Origin of the sequence: Flavobacterium sp. HJ-32-4, assembly GCF_022532105.1 — a bacterium.
GTDB lineage: Bacteria > Bacteroidota > Bacteroidia > Flavobacteriales > Flavobacteriaceae > Flavobacterium.
The window spans coordinates 1975760-1992831 of record NZ_CP092832.1 but is presented as its reverse complement, the minus strand read 5'-3'; the positions used below and the strand labels follow the sequence as shown (position 1 = coordinate 1992831).

16 protein-coding genes are annotated in these 17072 nt (G+C 52.4%); 11 read left to right on the top strand and 5 right to left on the bottom strand.

From position 1 onward, the window contains the following. The first annotated feature begins 155 nt into the window (after positions 1–155). The 5 genes from MKO97_RS08250 (at position 156) to MKO97_RS08230 (ending at position 5423) form a co-directional block, all read left to right on the top strand. Positions 156–773: a TetR/AcrR family transcriptional regulator gene (locus tag MKO97_RS08250; protein ID WP_241102737.1), complete on the top strand. Its 618-nt coding sequence runs from the start codon at positions 156–158 to the stop codon at positions 771–773. Next, positions 770–2104 (top strand): TolC family protein, encoded by a 1335-nt coding sequence (locus MKO97_RS08245; RefSeq protein ID WP_241102736.1) that lies wholly within the window; start codon positions 770–772, stop codon positions 2102–2104. Before MKO97_RS08250 ends, MKO97_RS08245 begins: the two co-directional genes overlap by 4 nt. A gap of 5 nt (positions 2105–2109) precedes the next feature. Beyond that, the gene (locus tag MKO97_RS08240; protein ID WP_241102735.1) at positions 2110–3192 is read left to right on the top strand and encodes an HlyD family secretion protein; all 1083 of its coding nucleotides are present in this window, start codon (positions 2110–2112) and stop codon (positions 3190–3192) included. 205 nt (positions 3193–3397) lie between these two features. Continuing rightward, positions 3398–4984: an MDR family MFS transporter gene (locus MKO97_RS08235; RefSeq protein ID WP_241102734.1), complete on the top strand. Its 1587-nt coding sequence runs from the start codon at positions 3398–3400 to the stop codon at positions 4982–4984. An 88-nt stretch (positions 4985–5072) separates the two neighbouring features. Beyond that, on the top strand, positions 5073–5423 hold the full coding sequence (locus MKO97_RS08230; RefSeq protein ID WP_241102733.1) for a hypothetical protein: 351 nt from the start codon (positions 5073–5075) through the stop codon (positions 5421–5423). On the opposite strand, the gene yaaA is transcribed toward MKO97_RS08230, so the two are convergent. Genes yaaA through hutH form a run of 3 tightly spaced genes read right to left on the bottom strand, consistent with a single transcriptional unit; the run spans position 5424 to position 8243 of the window. Further along, entirely contained in the window at positions 5424–6182 is a 759-nt protein-coding gene (yaaA, locus tag MKO97_RS08225) for a peroxide stress protein YaaA (protein ID WP_241102732.1), read from the bottom strand. A 40-nt stretch (positions 6183–6222) separates the two neighbouring features. Then, positions 6223–6732, bottom strand: a complete 510-nt coding sequence (locus MKO97_RS08220; protein WP_241102731.1) for a hypothetical protein — start codon at positions 6730–6732, stop codon at positions 6223–6225. Then, positions 6732–8243: a histidine ammonia-lyase gene (gene hutH, locus MKO97_RS08215; protein ID WP_241102730.1), complete on the bottom strand. Its 1512-nt coding sequence runs from the start codon at positions 8241–8243 to the stop codon at positions 6732–6734. The genes MKO97_RS08220 and hutH overlap by 1 nt, the downstream gene beginning before the upstream one ends. 391 nt (positions 8244–8634) lie before the next feature. Here hutH and thrA point away from each other — a divergent pair, with 391 nt between their 5' ends. From thrA to MKO97_RS08185, 6 genes are all read left to right on the top strand, one after another. Then, complete coding sequence (thrA, locus tag MKO97_RS08210) at positions 8635–11082, top strand: bifunctional aspartate kinase/homoserine dehydrogenase I (protein WP_241102729.1); 2448 nt, start codon at positions 8635–8637, stop codon at positions 11080–11082. A 206-nt stretch (positions 11083–11288) separates the two neighbouring features. Then, positions 11289–12209 carry a homoserine kinase gene (locus MKO97_RS08205; RefSeq protein WP_241102728.1) on the top strand — a complete coding sequence of 307 codons (921 nt, stop codon included), beginning with the start codon at positions 11289–11291 and terminating at the stop codon, positions 12207–12209. 1 nt (position 12210) lies between these two features. Continuing rightward, a complete protein-coding gene (gene thrC, locus MKO97_RS08200) occupies positions 12211–13500 on the top strand; it encodes a threonine synthase (protein ID WP_241102727.1) in 1290 nt (429 codons plus the stop codon). Positions 13501–13609: 109 nt separating this feature from the next. Next, positions 13610–13945: a type II toxin-antitoxin system RelE/ParE family toxin gene (locus MKO97_RS08195; RefSeq protein WP_241102726.1), complete on the top strand. Its 336-nt coding sequence runs from the start codon at positions 13610–13612 to the stop codon at positions 13943–13945. A gap of 8 nt (positions 13946–13953) precedes the next feature. Continuing rightward, positions 13954–14280 carry a helix-turn-helix domain-containing protein gene (locus MKO97_RS08190; RefSeq protein WP_241102725.1) on the top strand — a complete coding sequence of 109 codons (327 nt, stop codon included), beginning with the start codon at positions 13954–13956 and terminating at the stop codon, positions 14278–14280. Between the two features lie 63 nt (positions 14281–14343). Beyond that, on the top strand, positions 14344–14763 hold the full coding sequence (locus MKO97_RS08185; RefSeq protein ID WP_241102724.1) for a hypothetical protein: 420 nt from the start codon (positions 14344–14346) through the stop codon (positions 14761–14763). Here the strand turns inward: MKO97_RS08185 and pyrF are convergent. Then, positions 14757–15575 (bottom strand): orotidine-5'-phosphate decarboxylase, encoded by an 819-nt coding sequence (pyrF, locus tag MKO97_RS08180; protein ID WP_241102723.1) that lies wholly within the window; start codon positions 15573–15575, stop codon positions 14757–14759. The two genes, MKO97_RS08185 and pyrF, sit on opposite strands and share 7 nt — an antisense overlap. A 291-nt stretch (positions 15576–15866) precedes the next feature. Continuing rightward, positions 15867–16943 (bottom strand): peptide chain release factor 1, encoded by a 1077-nt coding sequence (gene prfA / locus MKO97_RS08175; protein WP_241102722.1) that lies wholly within the window; start codon positions 16941–16943, stop codon positions 15867–15869. Positions 16944–17072 lie beyond the last annotated feature (129 nt).

The window sequence follows — 17072 nt, the reverse complement described above, 5'->3', positions numbered from 1 at the left end:
AATATCTTCCATAGATAATCCTTATAGCGGTAAAACGCCCTGTTTTCCTTCTTCTTCCCGAAAACGTGTTCGCAGAAAAAAATGTTAAACTGGATTTAAACAAACGTTTGACTTAAACAAACGTTTAATTTTGTCCCGTCTTTTTTTGCTACACGATGACAGAACTAAACGACAAACAAATCCGCATCCTTCAGGTCGCCGAACGACTCTTTGCTGAAAAAGGATTTGACGGCACCTCCATCCGCGATATCTCACGCGAAGCCGGCAGCAACATCGCCATGGTGTCGTATTATTTCGGCTCGAAAGAGAAAATGCTGGAGGCGCTTATCCTCCACCGCATCCGCGACATGCGCCTGCAACTCGAGAACCTGATGCGGGAGAACCTATCCCCTCCCCAAAAAATGGAACGGCTCGTCGATTTATACCTCGAACGCGTCAACAAAAACCGCTGCATTTACCAAATCGTGCAGTTTGAACTGGCTTCGAACAAACGCAAGCTGGATATGAAGCAGTTCCTCGACGTCAAGAAACAGAACCTGGCCTGCCTTGAGCAGATTGTCAGGGAAGGCCAGGAACAGGGCCTATTCCGAAAAGACGTCAACATCACCCTTTTGCCCTCCACCCTAATCGGCACCTACTTCCACTTCCAGGCGAATCGCCCGCTCTACGAGGACCTGCTGGATCTCAACACCGACGCGCGATTCGAAACCTACGTCACAACCGAACTCGCGGCTCACATCAAACAAACCATAAACGCTCTCTTACTGCCATGAACATGAAAACGCTCGTGCTCGCGCTCGTCGCCCTCTCCGCCATGACGGCCACGGCCCAGCAAAAAAGCCTTTCGGTGAAAGAGGCGGTCGCCCTCGCGCTTCAAAACAGCAACGAAACGCAATGGGCCGCCACCAAAGTCGCTACCAAAGGCTACGACCTGCAGACCACTCGAAACAACCTGTACCCCGACTTCAAACTAACCGGGCAATACCTGCGGCTTACCAATGCCAACGTACGCCTGCCCGCGAGCCAGGATTCGGGCACCGATCCCGCTAATGGCAACAGCGGATCGCCCAAGGTCAATTCGCTTGCTTTCGGCCAGGCCGCTTTCAACCTGCCGGTTTTTGCCGGCGGACGCCTGCGCCACAGCATCGAAGCCGCCGATAACCTCTACAAATCGGAACAGGCCAATGCCGCCCAAACGAAAGAGGAAGTCGCCATACAAGTGATCAAATACTACGCCGCCCTTTACAAGGCGCAACGCTCGGTCGAACTGTTGCGCGAAAGCCTCGAAAGCAACGCACAACGTGTCAAAGATTTTACCGCACGCGAACAAAACGGACTGATTGCGCGTAACGATTTACTTAAAGTGCAACTTCAGAAGTCGCAGGTACAACTTTCTCTCGATGAGGCAGAAAAGAATGTTCGGATTATTAACTACGAACTCGTGCAGCTCCTGAAACTTCCGGCAGCTACCCAAATCATCGTCGATCCTTCCAACGTCGACCCCAACCTGTTCGCAACGCCTATCTTGCCGGAAAACGATGCCTTGACAAAACGGCACGACCTCGAAGCCCTGTCCTTTGCGGAGAAGGCGGCCGATGCCCACGTTAAGGTCGCCAAGAGCGCCTTTTTCCCCTCGCTGGCGCTAACCGGTGGCTACGTGGCCCTCGACCTGCAGAACGTGGCGACCGTCACCAATGCCATGAATGTAGGGGTGGGTGTGTCGTATAACCTGAGCTCGATCTTCAAGTCGGGTAACGACGTAAAAGCCGCTAAAAGCCGTGCAGAGGAAGTCCGCGAACAAAAAGAAATCCTTTCCGACCGCATCAAAACCGGTATCGTAAAAGCGCAGGAAGACTACAACCTCTCCATCCAACAAGACGAGGTCTACAACGAAGCGGTCGCACAGGCTGCCGAAAACTACCGGATCGTCCGCGACAAATACGACAATGGACTGTCGGACACCACCGAACTCCTCGATGCCGACGTCGCCGAATTATCCGCCAAAATCAACCTCGCCTACGCACGCGCCAACCGCGTACTGAAATTCTATGAATTGCTGGAAGCAACCGGCAGCCTAACCGAATCATTCAACATCAAACCCTAATCCCGATGGAAAAGAAAAAGACCAATAAAAAGTTCCTCATCATCTTCACCGTATTGATCGTGGCAGGTGGCATATATGGCACTTACAAATATTTGCATTCCCTTAAGCATGAGACAACTGACGACGCTCAAATAGAGCGAAACATGAACCCCATTATCCCCCGTGTTTCAGGTTATATTACCAAGGTATACGTCACCGATAACCAACCGGTAAAGAAGGGTGATACGCTGTTCACCATCGACGACCGCGACTACCGCGTCAAGGTGCAGGAAGCCAAGGCAGCCCTCATCGCGGCACAGGCGTCCTACGAAGCCGCACGGGCCGATATCGGTACCGCTTCGGCCAGTGTAAACGTTTCGGAGGCCAACGTCCGCTCGGCCGGGGGCAATATCGAAACGGCCCGCATCCGCCTGACGCGCGCCACCAACGACTTCGAACGCTACAGCAACCTGTATAAGAACCACTCGATCACCAAACAGCAATACGAACAGGCCGAAGCCGCAAAACTCGAAGCCGAATCGCAACTCCGCATCCTGCAGCAACAGGAAAAGGCCTCTGCCTACCAAAAAACCGTCGCCAGCGCCCGCACTAACGTCAGCGCCCGGCAATCGGATGTCGCAAAAGCCAACATCGAACGCGCCCAGGCCACTCTCGACGCCGCCCAACTGAACCTTAGCTACACCGTAGTGACCGCACAGGTAGACGGACAGGTATCGAAAATTGCGATCCAACCCGGACAATTCCTGCAAGCGGGCCAGTCACTTTTCTACGTCATCAACGAAAACGACACCTGGGTGGTGGCGAATTTCAAGGAAACCCAACTCGACAAAATGACCGTAGGCCAGGAAGTATCGGTATCCGCCGACGCCTTCCCCGACACCGAGTTCAAAGGCACCATCACCTCGTTTTCGCCCGCTACCGGCGCCCGTTTCTCGGTGCTGCCTCCGGATAACGCCACCGGTAACTTCGTAAAGGTAGTGCAACGCCTGCCCGTGCGCATCAACCTGGATCCGGCCAAAAACGACGCGGAAAAACTCCGTCGCCTGCGGCCAGGCATGAACGTAGAAGTAGACGTGCATTTGAAATAGGAAGCTAATCCGGCTATCCGCTGCAAGCTTCCGTCGGCAGCACCGGTTTTTCAGGGTCCCGTTCCGGCTTCCGCTGGTCGCCGTCCGGAAACCCAAAAACCAGGCGCTCCCTCCGAAAGGCTTTCCGCTGCTATCCGGGCTAGGCTCCCTTCCCTCTACCACGCCACTCCCAATTGTTAATTGTTCATCATTAATTGTGCATTGAATGAGCTCCTCCCCTAACCCCGATGACCTCGTAGAATATGGCTTCCGACGGGTCATCATCACAGTTACCGCCGTGATGTGCGCCCTCCTTGAGATCGTCGATACCACCATCGTCAACGTGGCCCTGACCGACATGCGCGGTAGCCTCGGCGCCACACTCACCGACGTGGCCTGGGTCATCACAGCCTATGCCATTGCGAACGTCATCGTGATTCCGCTCACCAGTTGGTTATCCCAACAGTTCGGGCGACGCAATTATTTTGCGGTTTCCATCGTGATCTTTACCGTGGCCTCGTTCCTGTGTGGCAACGCAACGAACATCTGGGAATTGGTCGCCTTTCGTTTCGTACAGGGACTCGGGGGCGGTGCCCTGCTCGTAACCGCGCAAACCATCATAACCGAAAGTTATCCGGCGGCGAAACGCGGCATGGCACAGGCCATTTACGGCATGGGCGTTATCGTAGGACCTACGCTGGGTCCGCCGTTGGGTGGTTATATCACCGAGCATTTTTCGTGGCCGTATATCTTCTATATCAACATCCCCATTGGGATCATCGCAACCTTCCTGACGCTGTCGTTCGTACGGAGCCCGAAATACGGCGAAAAACTGAAATCCAACCAGGTAGACTGGTGGGGTATCATCTTCCTGGCCGCCTTCATCGGTTCGCTGCAATTCGTACTCGAACATGGCCAACAGGACGATTGGTTTGAAGAGCCGCTTATCGTCATCCTTTCCCTCGTTTCCCTCTTCGGTCTTCTTGCCTTCATCTGGCGTGAACTGACGTATGAACATCCGGTTGTAAACCTGAAGGTGCTGAAAGACAGCAATCTTCGCATCGGTACCTTCATGTGCTTTATTTTGGGCTTCGGACTCTACGGCTCTACCCTCATTATCCCGATCTATACCCAACAAGTCCTGGGGTGGACCGCCACGGAATCGGGCTTGCTACTCGTACCCGGTTCGCTAATGACCGCCTTCCTGATGCCGGTGGTCGGAAACATGATCCAAAAAGGCGTCAAACAGCCCTATCTGGTTGCAGCGGGCTTCGCCGTCTTCTTCTGTTTCACCTATTGGATGTACATCGTCATGACGCCCAATACCAGCCATGATGCGCTGTTTTGGCCTACGATCGTACGCGGAGTCGGACTGAGTTTGCTGTTTGTTCCGATTACCACCATGGCGCTTTCGACGCTCAAAGGGAAGAGCATCGGTGAAGGAGCCGCGTTTACGGGTATGATGCGCCAACTGGGCGGATCGTTCGGCATCGCAATCATCACTACGTTCATCACGCGCTTCACGCAAACGCACCGCGTGAACCTTGCTTCACACCTCGATCCCACCCGTCCGGAGGTACAACAACGTATTGAAGGCCTGAAAGCGAACTTCATGGCACATGGTGCTTCACCCGACGTAGCGCTGCAAAAAGCGTATCAGGCGCTTGATTTTACGATCATGAAGCAGGCTACCGTGTTGTCGTATATGGATATTTTCATCTACCTCGGTCTGTTGTTTCTTTGCTGCATCCCGATCATCCTACTGATCCGTCAGGGAAAAAGTAAGGTCGATATGTCGGAAGCCCTGCACTAAAACCCGCGGCCAAAGTTATCAACAGGTGTCGCAAGCGTTAGGAATTTGTTTATATTTGATTGATACACAACCAAAAACAAATCCGAGTATGGCCTTTTTCGGAGGAAAAGTCAGGAAGGTGCTCCGTGAGCTTCGCCTGACGAGTGAAAGTCGGTCGAATGACCTGAACCGTGAAATCCGTGAATTTCTGGAAGAACTGGAGGAAGACTACGAAGAAAACCGGGGCGTCGTTCCTGAGTTCCGTGACTTCGCAGAACAACTCAAAACCCAGTTGGCTCCAGCCGATGCGTCTAAACTTGAGGACTTCATGCGCCGCTTTTCAAGAGTTGACCGCACGGCCCGTCACGGCGTAGAATTCATGCGGGAACTCATGCGCGACCAACGAAAGCTGTCACGCGAAACCATCTGGCAAATCGAAGAGTATACGGCGCAGGCCTGATCAGCGGGTAAAAACCAATTCCCGTTCTTTTGAGAGGTTTTCGTCAAAACGGTAACCCTCATAGTCAAACGCCTTTAGGCCATCCAGCGTCTCAATACCGTGATCGAGGATGTAGCGTACCATCAAACCGCGGGCTTTTTTCGCAAAAAACGAGATCATCTTCAGCTCCCCATCTTTATAGTCCTTGAACACCGGTGTGATGACCGGCACCTTCAGCGCTTTTACATCCACCGCCCCGAAATATTCGGTGCTGGCGAGATTCACAAACAACTCCTTGCGTTTCAATTCTTTGTTCAATGCCGCTGTTACGATGGGGCGCCAATAGTGGTAAAGGTTCTCCGCCTCGCCCACGGGCAGTTTCGTTCCCATCTCAAGCCGGTACGCCTGTATGAGGTCAAACGGCCTCAGAAGTCCGTACAAACCCGACAGGATGCGTAACTTCCCTTCCATCGCCTCCCATTTGTCCGCCGGAAGACTATACGCGTCGAGTCCGTCATACACATCGCCCGCAAACGCATACACCGCAGGTCGCGCGTTCTCAGGTGTAAACGGCGTCTTCCATTTCCGGTTCCGTTGCCAGTTCAGTTCTGCCAGGTTTTGGGAGATGTCCATTAATTCCATCAACTCCTGCGGCGATTTCTTTTTCAGTACCGCCTGTACGGGCTTAGCATACCGCAGGAAAGGCGATTTGGTGTACTGCGAATGAGGCAGCGGCGTTTCAAAATCGAGGGTCTTGGCGGGAGATATGACGATCTTCATCGAAGCTATTTTTCGCGAAGGTAGCGCGAAGTGGCCTACCTTACAATTTTTTCAGTAAGCGGATATTGGACCAGAACAATAGTATCGGCAGTACCACGCCGACAACCAAATACGGCCTAGCCAGGTGGTAGGGAGCCGCACCGGTCGTCATCTTTTGCACTATCGCCCATACAACGGCGCCCCACACCGCTACCAATAATCCCATAAAAAGATAAACCGACGGTTTCCATTTCCGGAAATATAAAACCGAGAGCGTCGCTAACACAAGGGCCACGCCTATCGACACGAGGTTGTCGGTCGTGGTTGACGTTTCGCCCCAGCCCAGCGCAAGGGCCGCGATGGCGACAAGGCCAAAGAAAATGAGCGTCGGATACTGTGTTAGGATGGTGTCATATTCGCGTTGGCTTTGGCGGAAGTCTACGTCCTGCAACGCAAGGTCGATCTCCGCCTGCGAAAAACCATCCCGCAGCAAGTGCTGTATGGCGTTTTGTTTGGTATAGCGGTTCCGGAGGTAGCGCTGTGCTTCGGTTTTACAGTCTCTTGTTGGCATTAGGCGAAGTGTGTGTCGTCGATTTGAAGGTTTTGAAGGAACGCAACCGTCGCTTCGATATCGTAATGCAGGATGCGGTCATGGGTCACCAATGGCACTTCTTCGCGATACGCCTTTACAAATGACTCAATGAAGTCGCTTGACCGGAGCGGACGGCGGTAGTGCAGCGCCTGTGCCGCGTTCATCAACTCGATGGCCAAAATACGACCGATGTTATCGACTACTTTCAGCGCTTTCGTAGCGGCATTCGATCCCATACTCACATGGTCCTCCTGCCCGTTCGACGACACGATGCTGTCGATACTCGCCGGCGTCGCCAACTGTTTGTTCTGGCTGGCAATGCTCGCCGCCGTGTATTGCGGAATCATGAAGCCTGAATGAAGTCCGGGCTCGTCTACCAAAAAGGAAGGCAAGCCGCGCAGGCCCGAAATCAACTGGAACGTCCGTCGTTCGGAAATGCTGCCCAATTCCGATAAGGCGATGGCAAGGAAGTCAAGTGCGAGTGCCAGTGGTTGACCGTGGAAGTTCCCGCCTGACAGGATTTTGTCGGATCCCACGAAAATATTGGGGTTATCTGTAACGGAGTTAATCTCCGTCTTGAACACTTTTTTCACATAATCGATGGCATCCTTCGACGCGCCATGTACCTGTGGTATGCAGCGAAACGAATACGGATCCTGCACATGTTTCTTTGGTTGGGCGACGATCTCGCTGCCGTCAAGGAATTCCAGCATGCGTTGCGCGGTCACTACTTGTCCTTTGTGTGGCCGAACGAGGTGGATGAGTTCATCGAAAGGCTCTACACGTCCGTCGAAGCCCTCAAGCGACACGGCCCCGATAAGGTCAGCCAGGTACGAATACTTGGTCGCTTTCATCAGCACATGCACACCGTACGCCGTCATGAACTGCGTACCATTTAGCAACGCAAGGCCTTCCTTCGACTGCAGGACGATGGGCTTCCAGCCAAACCGTTTTTCGAGCTCTGAAGCATCGGTCCGTTGGCCGTCCATCCACACTTCTCCTTTTCCGAGTAGCGGTAGCGACAGATGAGCCAGAGGGGCGAGGTCTCCGGAAGCGCCCAGGGAACCTTGTTCGTATACCACTGGCAGGACGTCGTAATTATAAAAATCTACCAGACGTTCCACCGTTGCCAACTGCACACCGGAGTGGCCGTAGCAAAGCGACTGTATCTTCAATAACAGCATCAGCCGTACGACTGCGGCAGGCACCGTATCGCCCGTACCACAGGCGTGCGACATTACGAGGTTCTCCTGCAACTGGGTGAGTTTGTCGTTGTCGATTTTGATGTTATATAACGCCCCAAACCCGGTATTGATGCCATAAATCGGCTCGGTTTGGCGCTCCATACGCTGGTCGAGATAATCCCTACATTTTTGGATGTTGACCTTGGCTTCTTCGGACAACCCGAGGTTCATGCCGGTCAATACCACCTCTCGTATAGTGTCGAGGCTAATGATGTCGGTTGTGATATAATGTGTCGTCGTGTGCATGGCAGGCTAAGTGAGCGCCAAAATTCCGTAAACAAGCCCAAAAAAACAAAGTTTAGGACGACTATTTGGTATCGAATTAGCGTTGTTTTTTACGAAATGCCCATTTTGAGAACAAATCCTAAAAAGAATTCGTTTTTCGCTTGCATTTTACCAAGGTATTTCTGAAAAATCGTCAAAAATCACAAAACCTCACTCGTCTGTTACAAAAGATTGTATTTTTGGGAGCGATGAACACCCACACGTACTCTGTCATCCCAGGCCCGTCTTCTACGGTGGCCAATTGTTTCCTGACCACAGGCGGTACAGGCACGACCCTTCGGGGTTGAATCATTCCATATCAACAGTTGGCCTATTTTCCCTTTAAACGGAGTTGTCTTTTTTATCCTTACCCATGAAAATCCTGAAATTCGGCGGCACATCGGTCGCCAACGCACAAAATATAAGCCGCGTCCGCGACATCGTCGGCGCGAAACAACATGACGAATCCCTCGTGGTCGTGGTATCGGCCCTTAGCGGCGTCACCGACCTGTTACTGCGCGCGGCGGAAGCGGCTGCCTCGAAGGAGGCGTCGTACAAAGAACTGCTGACCGACATCGAGACACGCCATTTCGATGCCATCCGCGAACTCGTGCCCGTCGCCGGCCAAAGCGCGTTGTTGAGCCACACCAAGCGCGGCCTCAACCAATTGGAAACCCTTCTGGACGGCTGCTTCCTGTTGGGAGAACTTTCGGGCCGCACGTCAGATGCCATTGCCGGGTTCGGTGAAGTGCTTTCGTCCTACATCATCGCGGAAGCCTTCCGTGAAACCATTCCCAACGCGGCGTATCTCGACAGCCGTGAGGTCATCAAAACCGACAACCGTTTTGGGAAAGCCACGGTCGATTTCGCCGTCACCGATGGGTTGATCCGGGATTATTTCCGGTCGGCCTCCGCTTCGGTAACGGTCGTGCCGGGGTTTGTTGCGACATCGCACGACGGACATGCCACCACACTCGGGCGCGGCGGTTCCGATTATACGGCGGCTATTTTTGCAGCGGCACTCGATGCCAGTGCACTCGAAATCTGGACCGACGTATCCGGTATGTTCACCGCCCATCCGAAATGGGTGAAACAGGCCCGGCCCATCGCCAGCATCTCGTATCAGGAAGCGATGGAATTGTCGCATTTCGGTGCGAAAGTCCTTTATCCGCCTACCATCCAACCGGCTCTCAGCAAACAAATCCCTATCTGGATCAAAAACACCTTTGCGCCTGAAGAGCCTGGTACCTATATTTCAAACGACGCGACCCTATCCACCAGTCCAATCAAAGGCATCAGCCACATCAGCGGCATTACCCTGCTTACGGTAGAAGGATCAGCACTCATCGGCGTGGCCGGGTTCTCCAAACGGCTGTTTGAGGCCTTGTCGTCGCAGAACATCAGTGTGATCTTCATCACACAGGCGTCGTCTGAGCACTCGATTTGCATCGGAATCCAGGATGCAGATGCCGAAAAAGCGAGGACCGCAATTGACGCTGCATTCGAGATTGAAATCGCCCAGAAACGCATCGAACCCGTTATCGTGGAGTCGGGTTTGTGCATCGTAGCGCTTGTCGGCGAAAGCATGCGGAACCACCAGGGCATCAGCGGGCGCATGTTCAGTGCGTTGGGTAAGAACAACGTAAATATCCGCGCGATTGCGCAGGGGGCGTCCGAACGTAACATTTCGGTGGTTATCAATGAAGCCGATGTCAAAAAAGCACTGAATACACTACACGAAAAATTCTTCGAAGACAACATCCGCCAGTTGAACCTGTTTGTGATGGGCGTCGGAAACGTGGGCGAAAAATTCATCGAGCAGATCGCGCAGCAGCGGAAGTTCCTCAAAGACCAGCTCAAACTCAATGTACGTGTCATCGCGGTGTCGAACTCGCGCACTATGCATTTCGACGAAGATGGCATCGTGTTGAAAGACTGGAAAGAGCTGTTGGCGAACGGAGTGAAGGCAGACCGCAGCGCATTTATCCAAAAAGTAAAGGCGCTGAACCTGCGCAACAGCATCTTTGTCGACATCACGGCCGACGAAGGCGTATCGACCACCTACGCGGATTACCTTGAAGACAACGTAGCCGTCGTGACCTGTAACAAGATTGCCTGTGCCTCGGCCTATGAGAATTACGCCCACCTGAAGCACCTGGCACGGAAATACAATGCGCCTTTCCTGTTCGAGACGAATGTCGGCGCCGGATTACCCATTATCGACACGCTCAAACACCTGATCGTATCAGGCGATAAAGTACACCGCATACAAGCGGTCTTATCGGGCAGTCTGAACTTCATTTTCAACAATTTCAAAGAGGGTGTTTCCTTTCATGATGTCGTGGTGGAAGCCGGTGTGCAGGGCTTTACCGAACCCGACCCACGCATCGACCTTAGCGGAATGGATGTTGCGCGTAAGATCCTCATCCTGATCCGTGAGAGTGGCTACCGAATGGAACTCGACGAAATCCAAAACCAGACCTTCCTCCCCGACCTGTCACTCCGCGCCGGCACCGTTCCGGAGTTCTTCGAAACCCTCAAAACGGAAGCCGGACACTTTGACGAACTCTATCGCGATGCGGCATCAAAAGGTTGCCGATTGAAATATGTCGCCCAGTTCGAAAATGGCAAAGCGTCGGTGGGACTGCAACTCATCCCAGCCGATCATCCCTTTTATAATTTGGAAGGAAAAGACAATATCGTGTTGTTCTATACCGACCGTTACGTCGACCAGCCGCTACTCATCAAGGGTGCGGGTGCAGGTGCGGCGGTGACGGCTTCAGGTATTTTTGCAGATGTGATCCGGATTGGGAATGTGTAGGGGAGTTGATTGTTCTTGGTTCTTGGTTCTTGATGGGAAATGAGAAGAATTAACCGAGAAGTAATCAGCACTACACAAGAAAAAAGACAGCTAGATAAACCCGCTACACCAAAAACGTAATTTTGTCAAAACGGAAAGTCCGGGATGATTACTGAAACTTACTATTTCCCAACTCCCTAACCCCTAATTCCTAATTCCTACTCCTCATGTCACTCAGACTTTTCTCCCCCGCCACCATAGCCAATCTCTCTTGCGGGTTTGACGTGCTCGGACTCTGCCTCGACGGTATAGGCGACGAGATGGTGATACGCAAAACGGAGGAAAAAGGCGTACGGATCGTCAAAATCGAAGGCGCCGACCTGCCTATGAAAGCCGACCGCAACGTAGCCGGGGTGGCGGCGATGGCGCTGTTGGAAGCCCTTCGCAGCGACGCCGGGTTTGAGATCGAGATCTATAAGAAAATCAAGGCCGGCAGTGGGATCGGCAGTTCGGCAGCAAGCTCGGCCGGAGCCGTGTTCGGTGTCAACGAATTGCTGGGACGACCGTTTTCCCGCAAGGAACTGGTGCAATTTGCGATGGAAGGCGAAAAATTGGCGTCGGGCACGGCACATGCCGATAACGTGGCACCCGCCCTGCTCGGTGGCGTTACACTGATCAGGAGCACGATGCCACTTGACATCATCCGGATTGAGAGTCCTGATGAATTGTTCGCCACCGTCATCCATCCCCAAATTGAACTCAAGACCTCCGACGCGCGTTCCGTCCTCAAAAACAACGTCGCCCTTAAAAGCGCCATTACGCAATGGGGCAATGTCGGTGGTTTGGTCGCCGGACTCTACACCCACGATTACGACCTCATCGGCCGCAGCCTGCACGACGACATTGTTGAGCCGGTGCGCAGCGTGCTGATACCGGGTTTTGACACACTGAAACAGACGGCGAAGAAAGCCGGGGCGCTGGGAAGCGGCATTTCAGGTTCGGGCCCGTCGGTATTCGCGCTCAGCCGGGGTCGCGAAACGGCTGAACGTGTGGCCGATGCCCTTTGCACTATATATGACATCATTAGCCTTCCGTATGAAATACACGTTTCGGCGGTAAATCCGGAAGGCGTTCGAATACTCAGTTGATATGAACTATTACAGCCTCAACGGGTCGGCGCCGGATGTGCGTTTTGAAGAAGCGGTGGTACGTGGACTCGCACCCGACCGCGGACTCTACTTTCCCCGCCACATTCCGCAATTGCCGGATGCTTTTTTCGACACCATCGAAACACGCTCGGATGCCGAAATTGCGTTCGAAGCCATACGCCCATTTGTGGGCGACAGCATACCGGAAACGGAATTACGACGCATTGTAACGGAAACGCTTTGTTTTGGTTTTCCGTTGGTGGAAGTCGAAAAGGACATCTTCTCGCTTGAACTCTTTCACGGCCCCACGATGGCGTTCAAAGACGTCGGCGCGCGTTTTATGGCACGTTGCCTCGGCTATTTCAACCGCGACAAGCCGGAACAGCACAACACGGTGTTGGTGGCAACGTCGGGCGATACCGGAGGCGCCGTAGCCAGCGGTTTTCTGGGCGTGCCGGGCGTAGATGTCGTTATCCTCTACCCTTCGGGCAAAGTCAGCGACGTGCAGGAACGGCAATTGACCACACTCGGCCAGAACATCCGCGCGTTGGAAGTAGACGGTGTCTTCGACGATTGCCAGGATATGGTCAAACAAGCCTTCCTCGACCCGGAACTGGCGTCATGCCATCTCACTTCGGCCAATTCGATCAATGTGGCGCGTTGGTTGCCGCAGATGTTCTATTATTTCATTGCGTATCGCGAATTGAAAAAGCTGGGAAAACCGCTCGTCGTGGCGTGTCCGAGTGGCAACTTCGGTAACATCTGTGCGGGTATCATGGCGAAACGGATGGGCCTCCCGATTGCCCGGTTCGTAGCGGCGACCAATGTGAATGATACGGTACCGCGTTTTATGGAAACGGGGCAGTATGAAGCCCGTCCGTCTATCGCGACGATTTCAAATGCCATGGATGTGGGGAACCCCAGTAATTTCATTCGCATTCAGGAATTGTATGGCCATGACATTGCCCGCTTCGAAGCCGATTTCGCTTCGTATGCCTTTTCCGATGCGACCACACTTGACGCCATCCGGACGATTTACGATCAAAGTGGGTATGTCGCAGAACCGCATGGTGCGGTGGGGTATCTCGGAGTGAAAGAAGCCCTTTCAAAATTTGACGGAATCGGCGTATTTTTGGAAACGGCGCATCCGATCAAATTCCCGGAAACGGTAGAACCGACATTGGGTATTACGCTACCTTATCCGGAGCAAATCCGTGCGGTGCTCGGAAAGGAAAAGGTAAAAACGCCGATTGCGACGTATGAAGAATTAAAGGACTTCCTGATAAAGTAGGCATAGCAAAAAGAGGTAGAATCGAAAAGGTGGACAGATTAAACCAATAATCGTTGTTTCTATTTTTAGAAACATCCCTATCTTTGCCCTGTTATAGTTATCAGCCCGTATGCGATTTTTTGAGACAGTATTCCTGGAGGAAGCGGCAAATTTCCTGTCTGGATTGGATGAAAAGACAGTTAGAAAAGTGCTTTACAACATTGATCTGGCTGAGCAAACAAATGATCCCAGGATCTTCAAGAAACTGCAAAAAGACATATGGGAGTTTCGGACGAAGTACGCCGGAATACAGGTCAGACTTTTGGCATTTTGGGACAAGAACGACCATAAAAAAACATTGGTTGTTGCGACGCATGGTTTTATTAAAAAAGTCGATAAAGTTCCCATCAGCGAAATCGATCGGGCGGTACGACTCCGAAACAACTATCTTAACCGAAGTAAATAAGTACTCATATGGCAGCGAAAGAAGTAAAGACCTATTCACTTGGTGAAATGAAAGACAGGTATGTCGGACCGGTGGGGACACCCGCGCGCGACGAATACGAATATGAACTTCGTATGGATGTCCTGGGAAAAATGATTAAATCCGTCCGACAAGAAAGAAACCTGACACAGGAAGAACTCGGACGACTGGTAGGCGTACAGAAAGCCCAAATTTCAAAATTGGAAAGTAGTGCCAACAGTGCGACGATCGATACGATCATGAAAGTCTTCAAAGCCCTGAAAGCGGAAATCAACTTCAATGTTAAACTCGAAGACCAATTTATTAAACTTGCATAAAGTTTGTCTTATAAAATCGAAATACGCCTGAAGAGCGCATTTCAATTTACTATCAAAAGTCCCATGCAATACGAAACCGATTCCCTACCCGCCGTCCGTCACGTTGCCCGCCTGTTGTTGGGAACGATGTTGGTTTTTGCCGGACTCACCCACCTTACGGTCGCACGCACCGAATTCCGCGCGCAGGTGCCTGATTGGGTTCCAATGTCAGTCGATGCGGTGGTGCTTTGGTCAGGTGTGGCGGAAATCGCGATCGGGATCGGACTCGTATTCCTTGCGAACCACCGACGGTTTATGGGCGTGGTGGCGGCGTTGTTTTTCGTGGCTATTTTTCCGGGAAACCTGCACCAGTACCAGGCGGGTATTTCGGCTTTCGGACTTAATACGGACGGACTACGGTTGATGCGTCTCTTTTTCCAGCCGATCCTGGTGCTGTGGCCGCTTTGGGCGACGGGTATCTGGCCGAAAGTGAAGAATCAGTAGTTCGCCAGTATGTGGCGCATCTCTTCCTGGATGCGGAAGGCCTCTTCGCGCGCGCGTTCGGCGAAATCGGCTTCTTTTGATGCGTAGATGATCGCGCGGGAGGAATTCACCAATAAGCCGACGTTATCGGTCATACCATATTTACAGACTTCCGATAGGCTTCCACCCTGCGCGCCGACGCCCGGTACTAAAAGAAAACTCTCCGGAACAATCTCCCGCACTTCTTTCAGGTATTCAGCTTTGGTTGCCCCCACGACATACATGAGGTTTTCGCTATTTTTCCACGAACGCGAGGTCGCCAGCACTTTTTTATAGAGTTCAACGCGACCCGCTTTGACCGTTTGGAAATCGAAGGCCCCTTCGTTGGAGGTCAGTGCCAGCAGGATGGTGTGCTTGTCGGGAAATTCCAGGAACGGTTCAACAGAATCTTTTCCCATATAGGGCGCTACGGTGATACTGTCGAATGCCAGGTCTTCGAAGAATGCCTTGGCATACATCGCCGAGGTATTGCCGATATCGCCCCGTTTGGCATCGGCAATGGTAAAGATTTCGGGATGCTGGGTATTGAGATAGTCAATGGTCTTTTTGAGCGACTGCCAGCCCTTGAGTCCATGTGCCTCATAAAACGCCACATTCGGCTTATACGCCACCGCCAGGTAGTGCGTCGCATCGATAATCGCTTTATTGAATTCGAAAATCGGATCGTCAGCCCCTTGCAACACCTTCGGCAACTTGGCCAGATCCGGGTCGAGCCCGATACACAGGAACGATTTCTTGATGCGGATTTGCTGGATGAGTTGTTGGGTGGTCATGGGGATTAGAAAATATGGTAATTAGAAAATTAGATAATTAGCGAATGGGTCAATTAGCGACACGAGGCGATAGCCGACTGGCGAAGCAATTAGCGAATGGTATGGATATTCTGGCGATGGAACAAACAGTGCAACCGGAACTTTGATTAGCGAATAAGTGAAGTAACGGCACCCGAAGAAGCAATTTACTGATTGTATGGCCATCCTCATATAAAACCATGCTGTCAAGTCCCGTTTTTTTACATTTTCTAATTATCTAATTTTCTAATTACCTCATTCTCCATTCGCTAATTAATACACCTCACTCGCCTCTTTCAACTTCTCTGTATTATTCACCAATTGCAATTCGTCGACGATACGTTGTATACTGCCGTTCATGACGCTGTCAAGATCATAGAGCGTGAGGCCGATGCGGTGATCGGTGACCCGCCCCTGTGGGTAGTTGTAGGTACGTATCTTGGCCGAACGGTCACCTGAGCTTACCTGCGACGAGCGGCGTTTGGCGTCTTCCTCCTGTTTCTTGGCGAGTTCCATTTCGTAGAGACGCGAGCGGAGTACGGTCAGCGCCTTGTCTTTGTTCTTGTGCTGTGACTTCTCATCCTGGCACTGCGCGACGAGTCCGGTTGGGATGTGCGTCAAGCGTACGGCCGATTTAGTCGTGTTCACGGATTGCCCGCCCGGCCCTGAGGAACAGAACAGGTCGATACGCACGTCGTTCATGTCGATCTGGACGTCGAATTCCTCGGCTTCCGGCAGCACCATCACCGTCGCGGCGGAGGTGTGTATACGGCCCTGGGTTTCGGTTTGTGGTACGCGCTGTACGCGGTGCACACCCGCCTCGAATTTGAGGGTGCCGTAGACGTCTTCGCCGGTGACTTCAAAGATGATTTCCTTGAAACCGCCCGACGTGCCTTCGTTTAGGTCGACGATGGACGTACGCCATCCACGGTTTTCGCAGAATTTGGTGTACATCCGGTAAAGGTCGCCCGCAAAGATAGAGGCTTCGTCACCGCCCGTGCCCGCCCGGATTTCCATCATGACGTTTTTGGCGTCTTCCGGATCTTTCGGGATGAGCATGAATTTGATTTCGTCTTCCAGTTTCGGCAGCCGTTCGCGCGCCTCCTCGAGTTGCATTTGCGCCATTTCCACCATTTCGGCATCGGAACCATCGGCGATGATTTCGTTGGCCTCTTCGATGTTACCCAGCAGGTTGGCGTATTCCTCGCGCTTCTCGTTGAGCGCTTTCAGGTCTTTGTATTCTTTATTAAGTGCCACATACCGCTTCTGGTCGGCGATGACGTCCGGTTGGATGATCAGGTCGGACACCTCGTCGAAGCGTTGTTTCACATATTGCAATCGGTCAAGCATATTCCCGTTCGTTTGAGGGTGCAAAGATACGGCGAATTGCGGAATTAGATAAGAGGCGAATTGCCGAATGTGAAAAGTGAGAATGAGAGAATGCGCGGGCGATCTGATCGTACCAATAGTGAAGGAAGA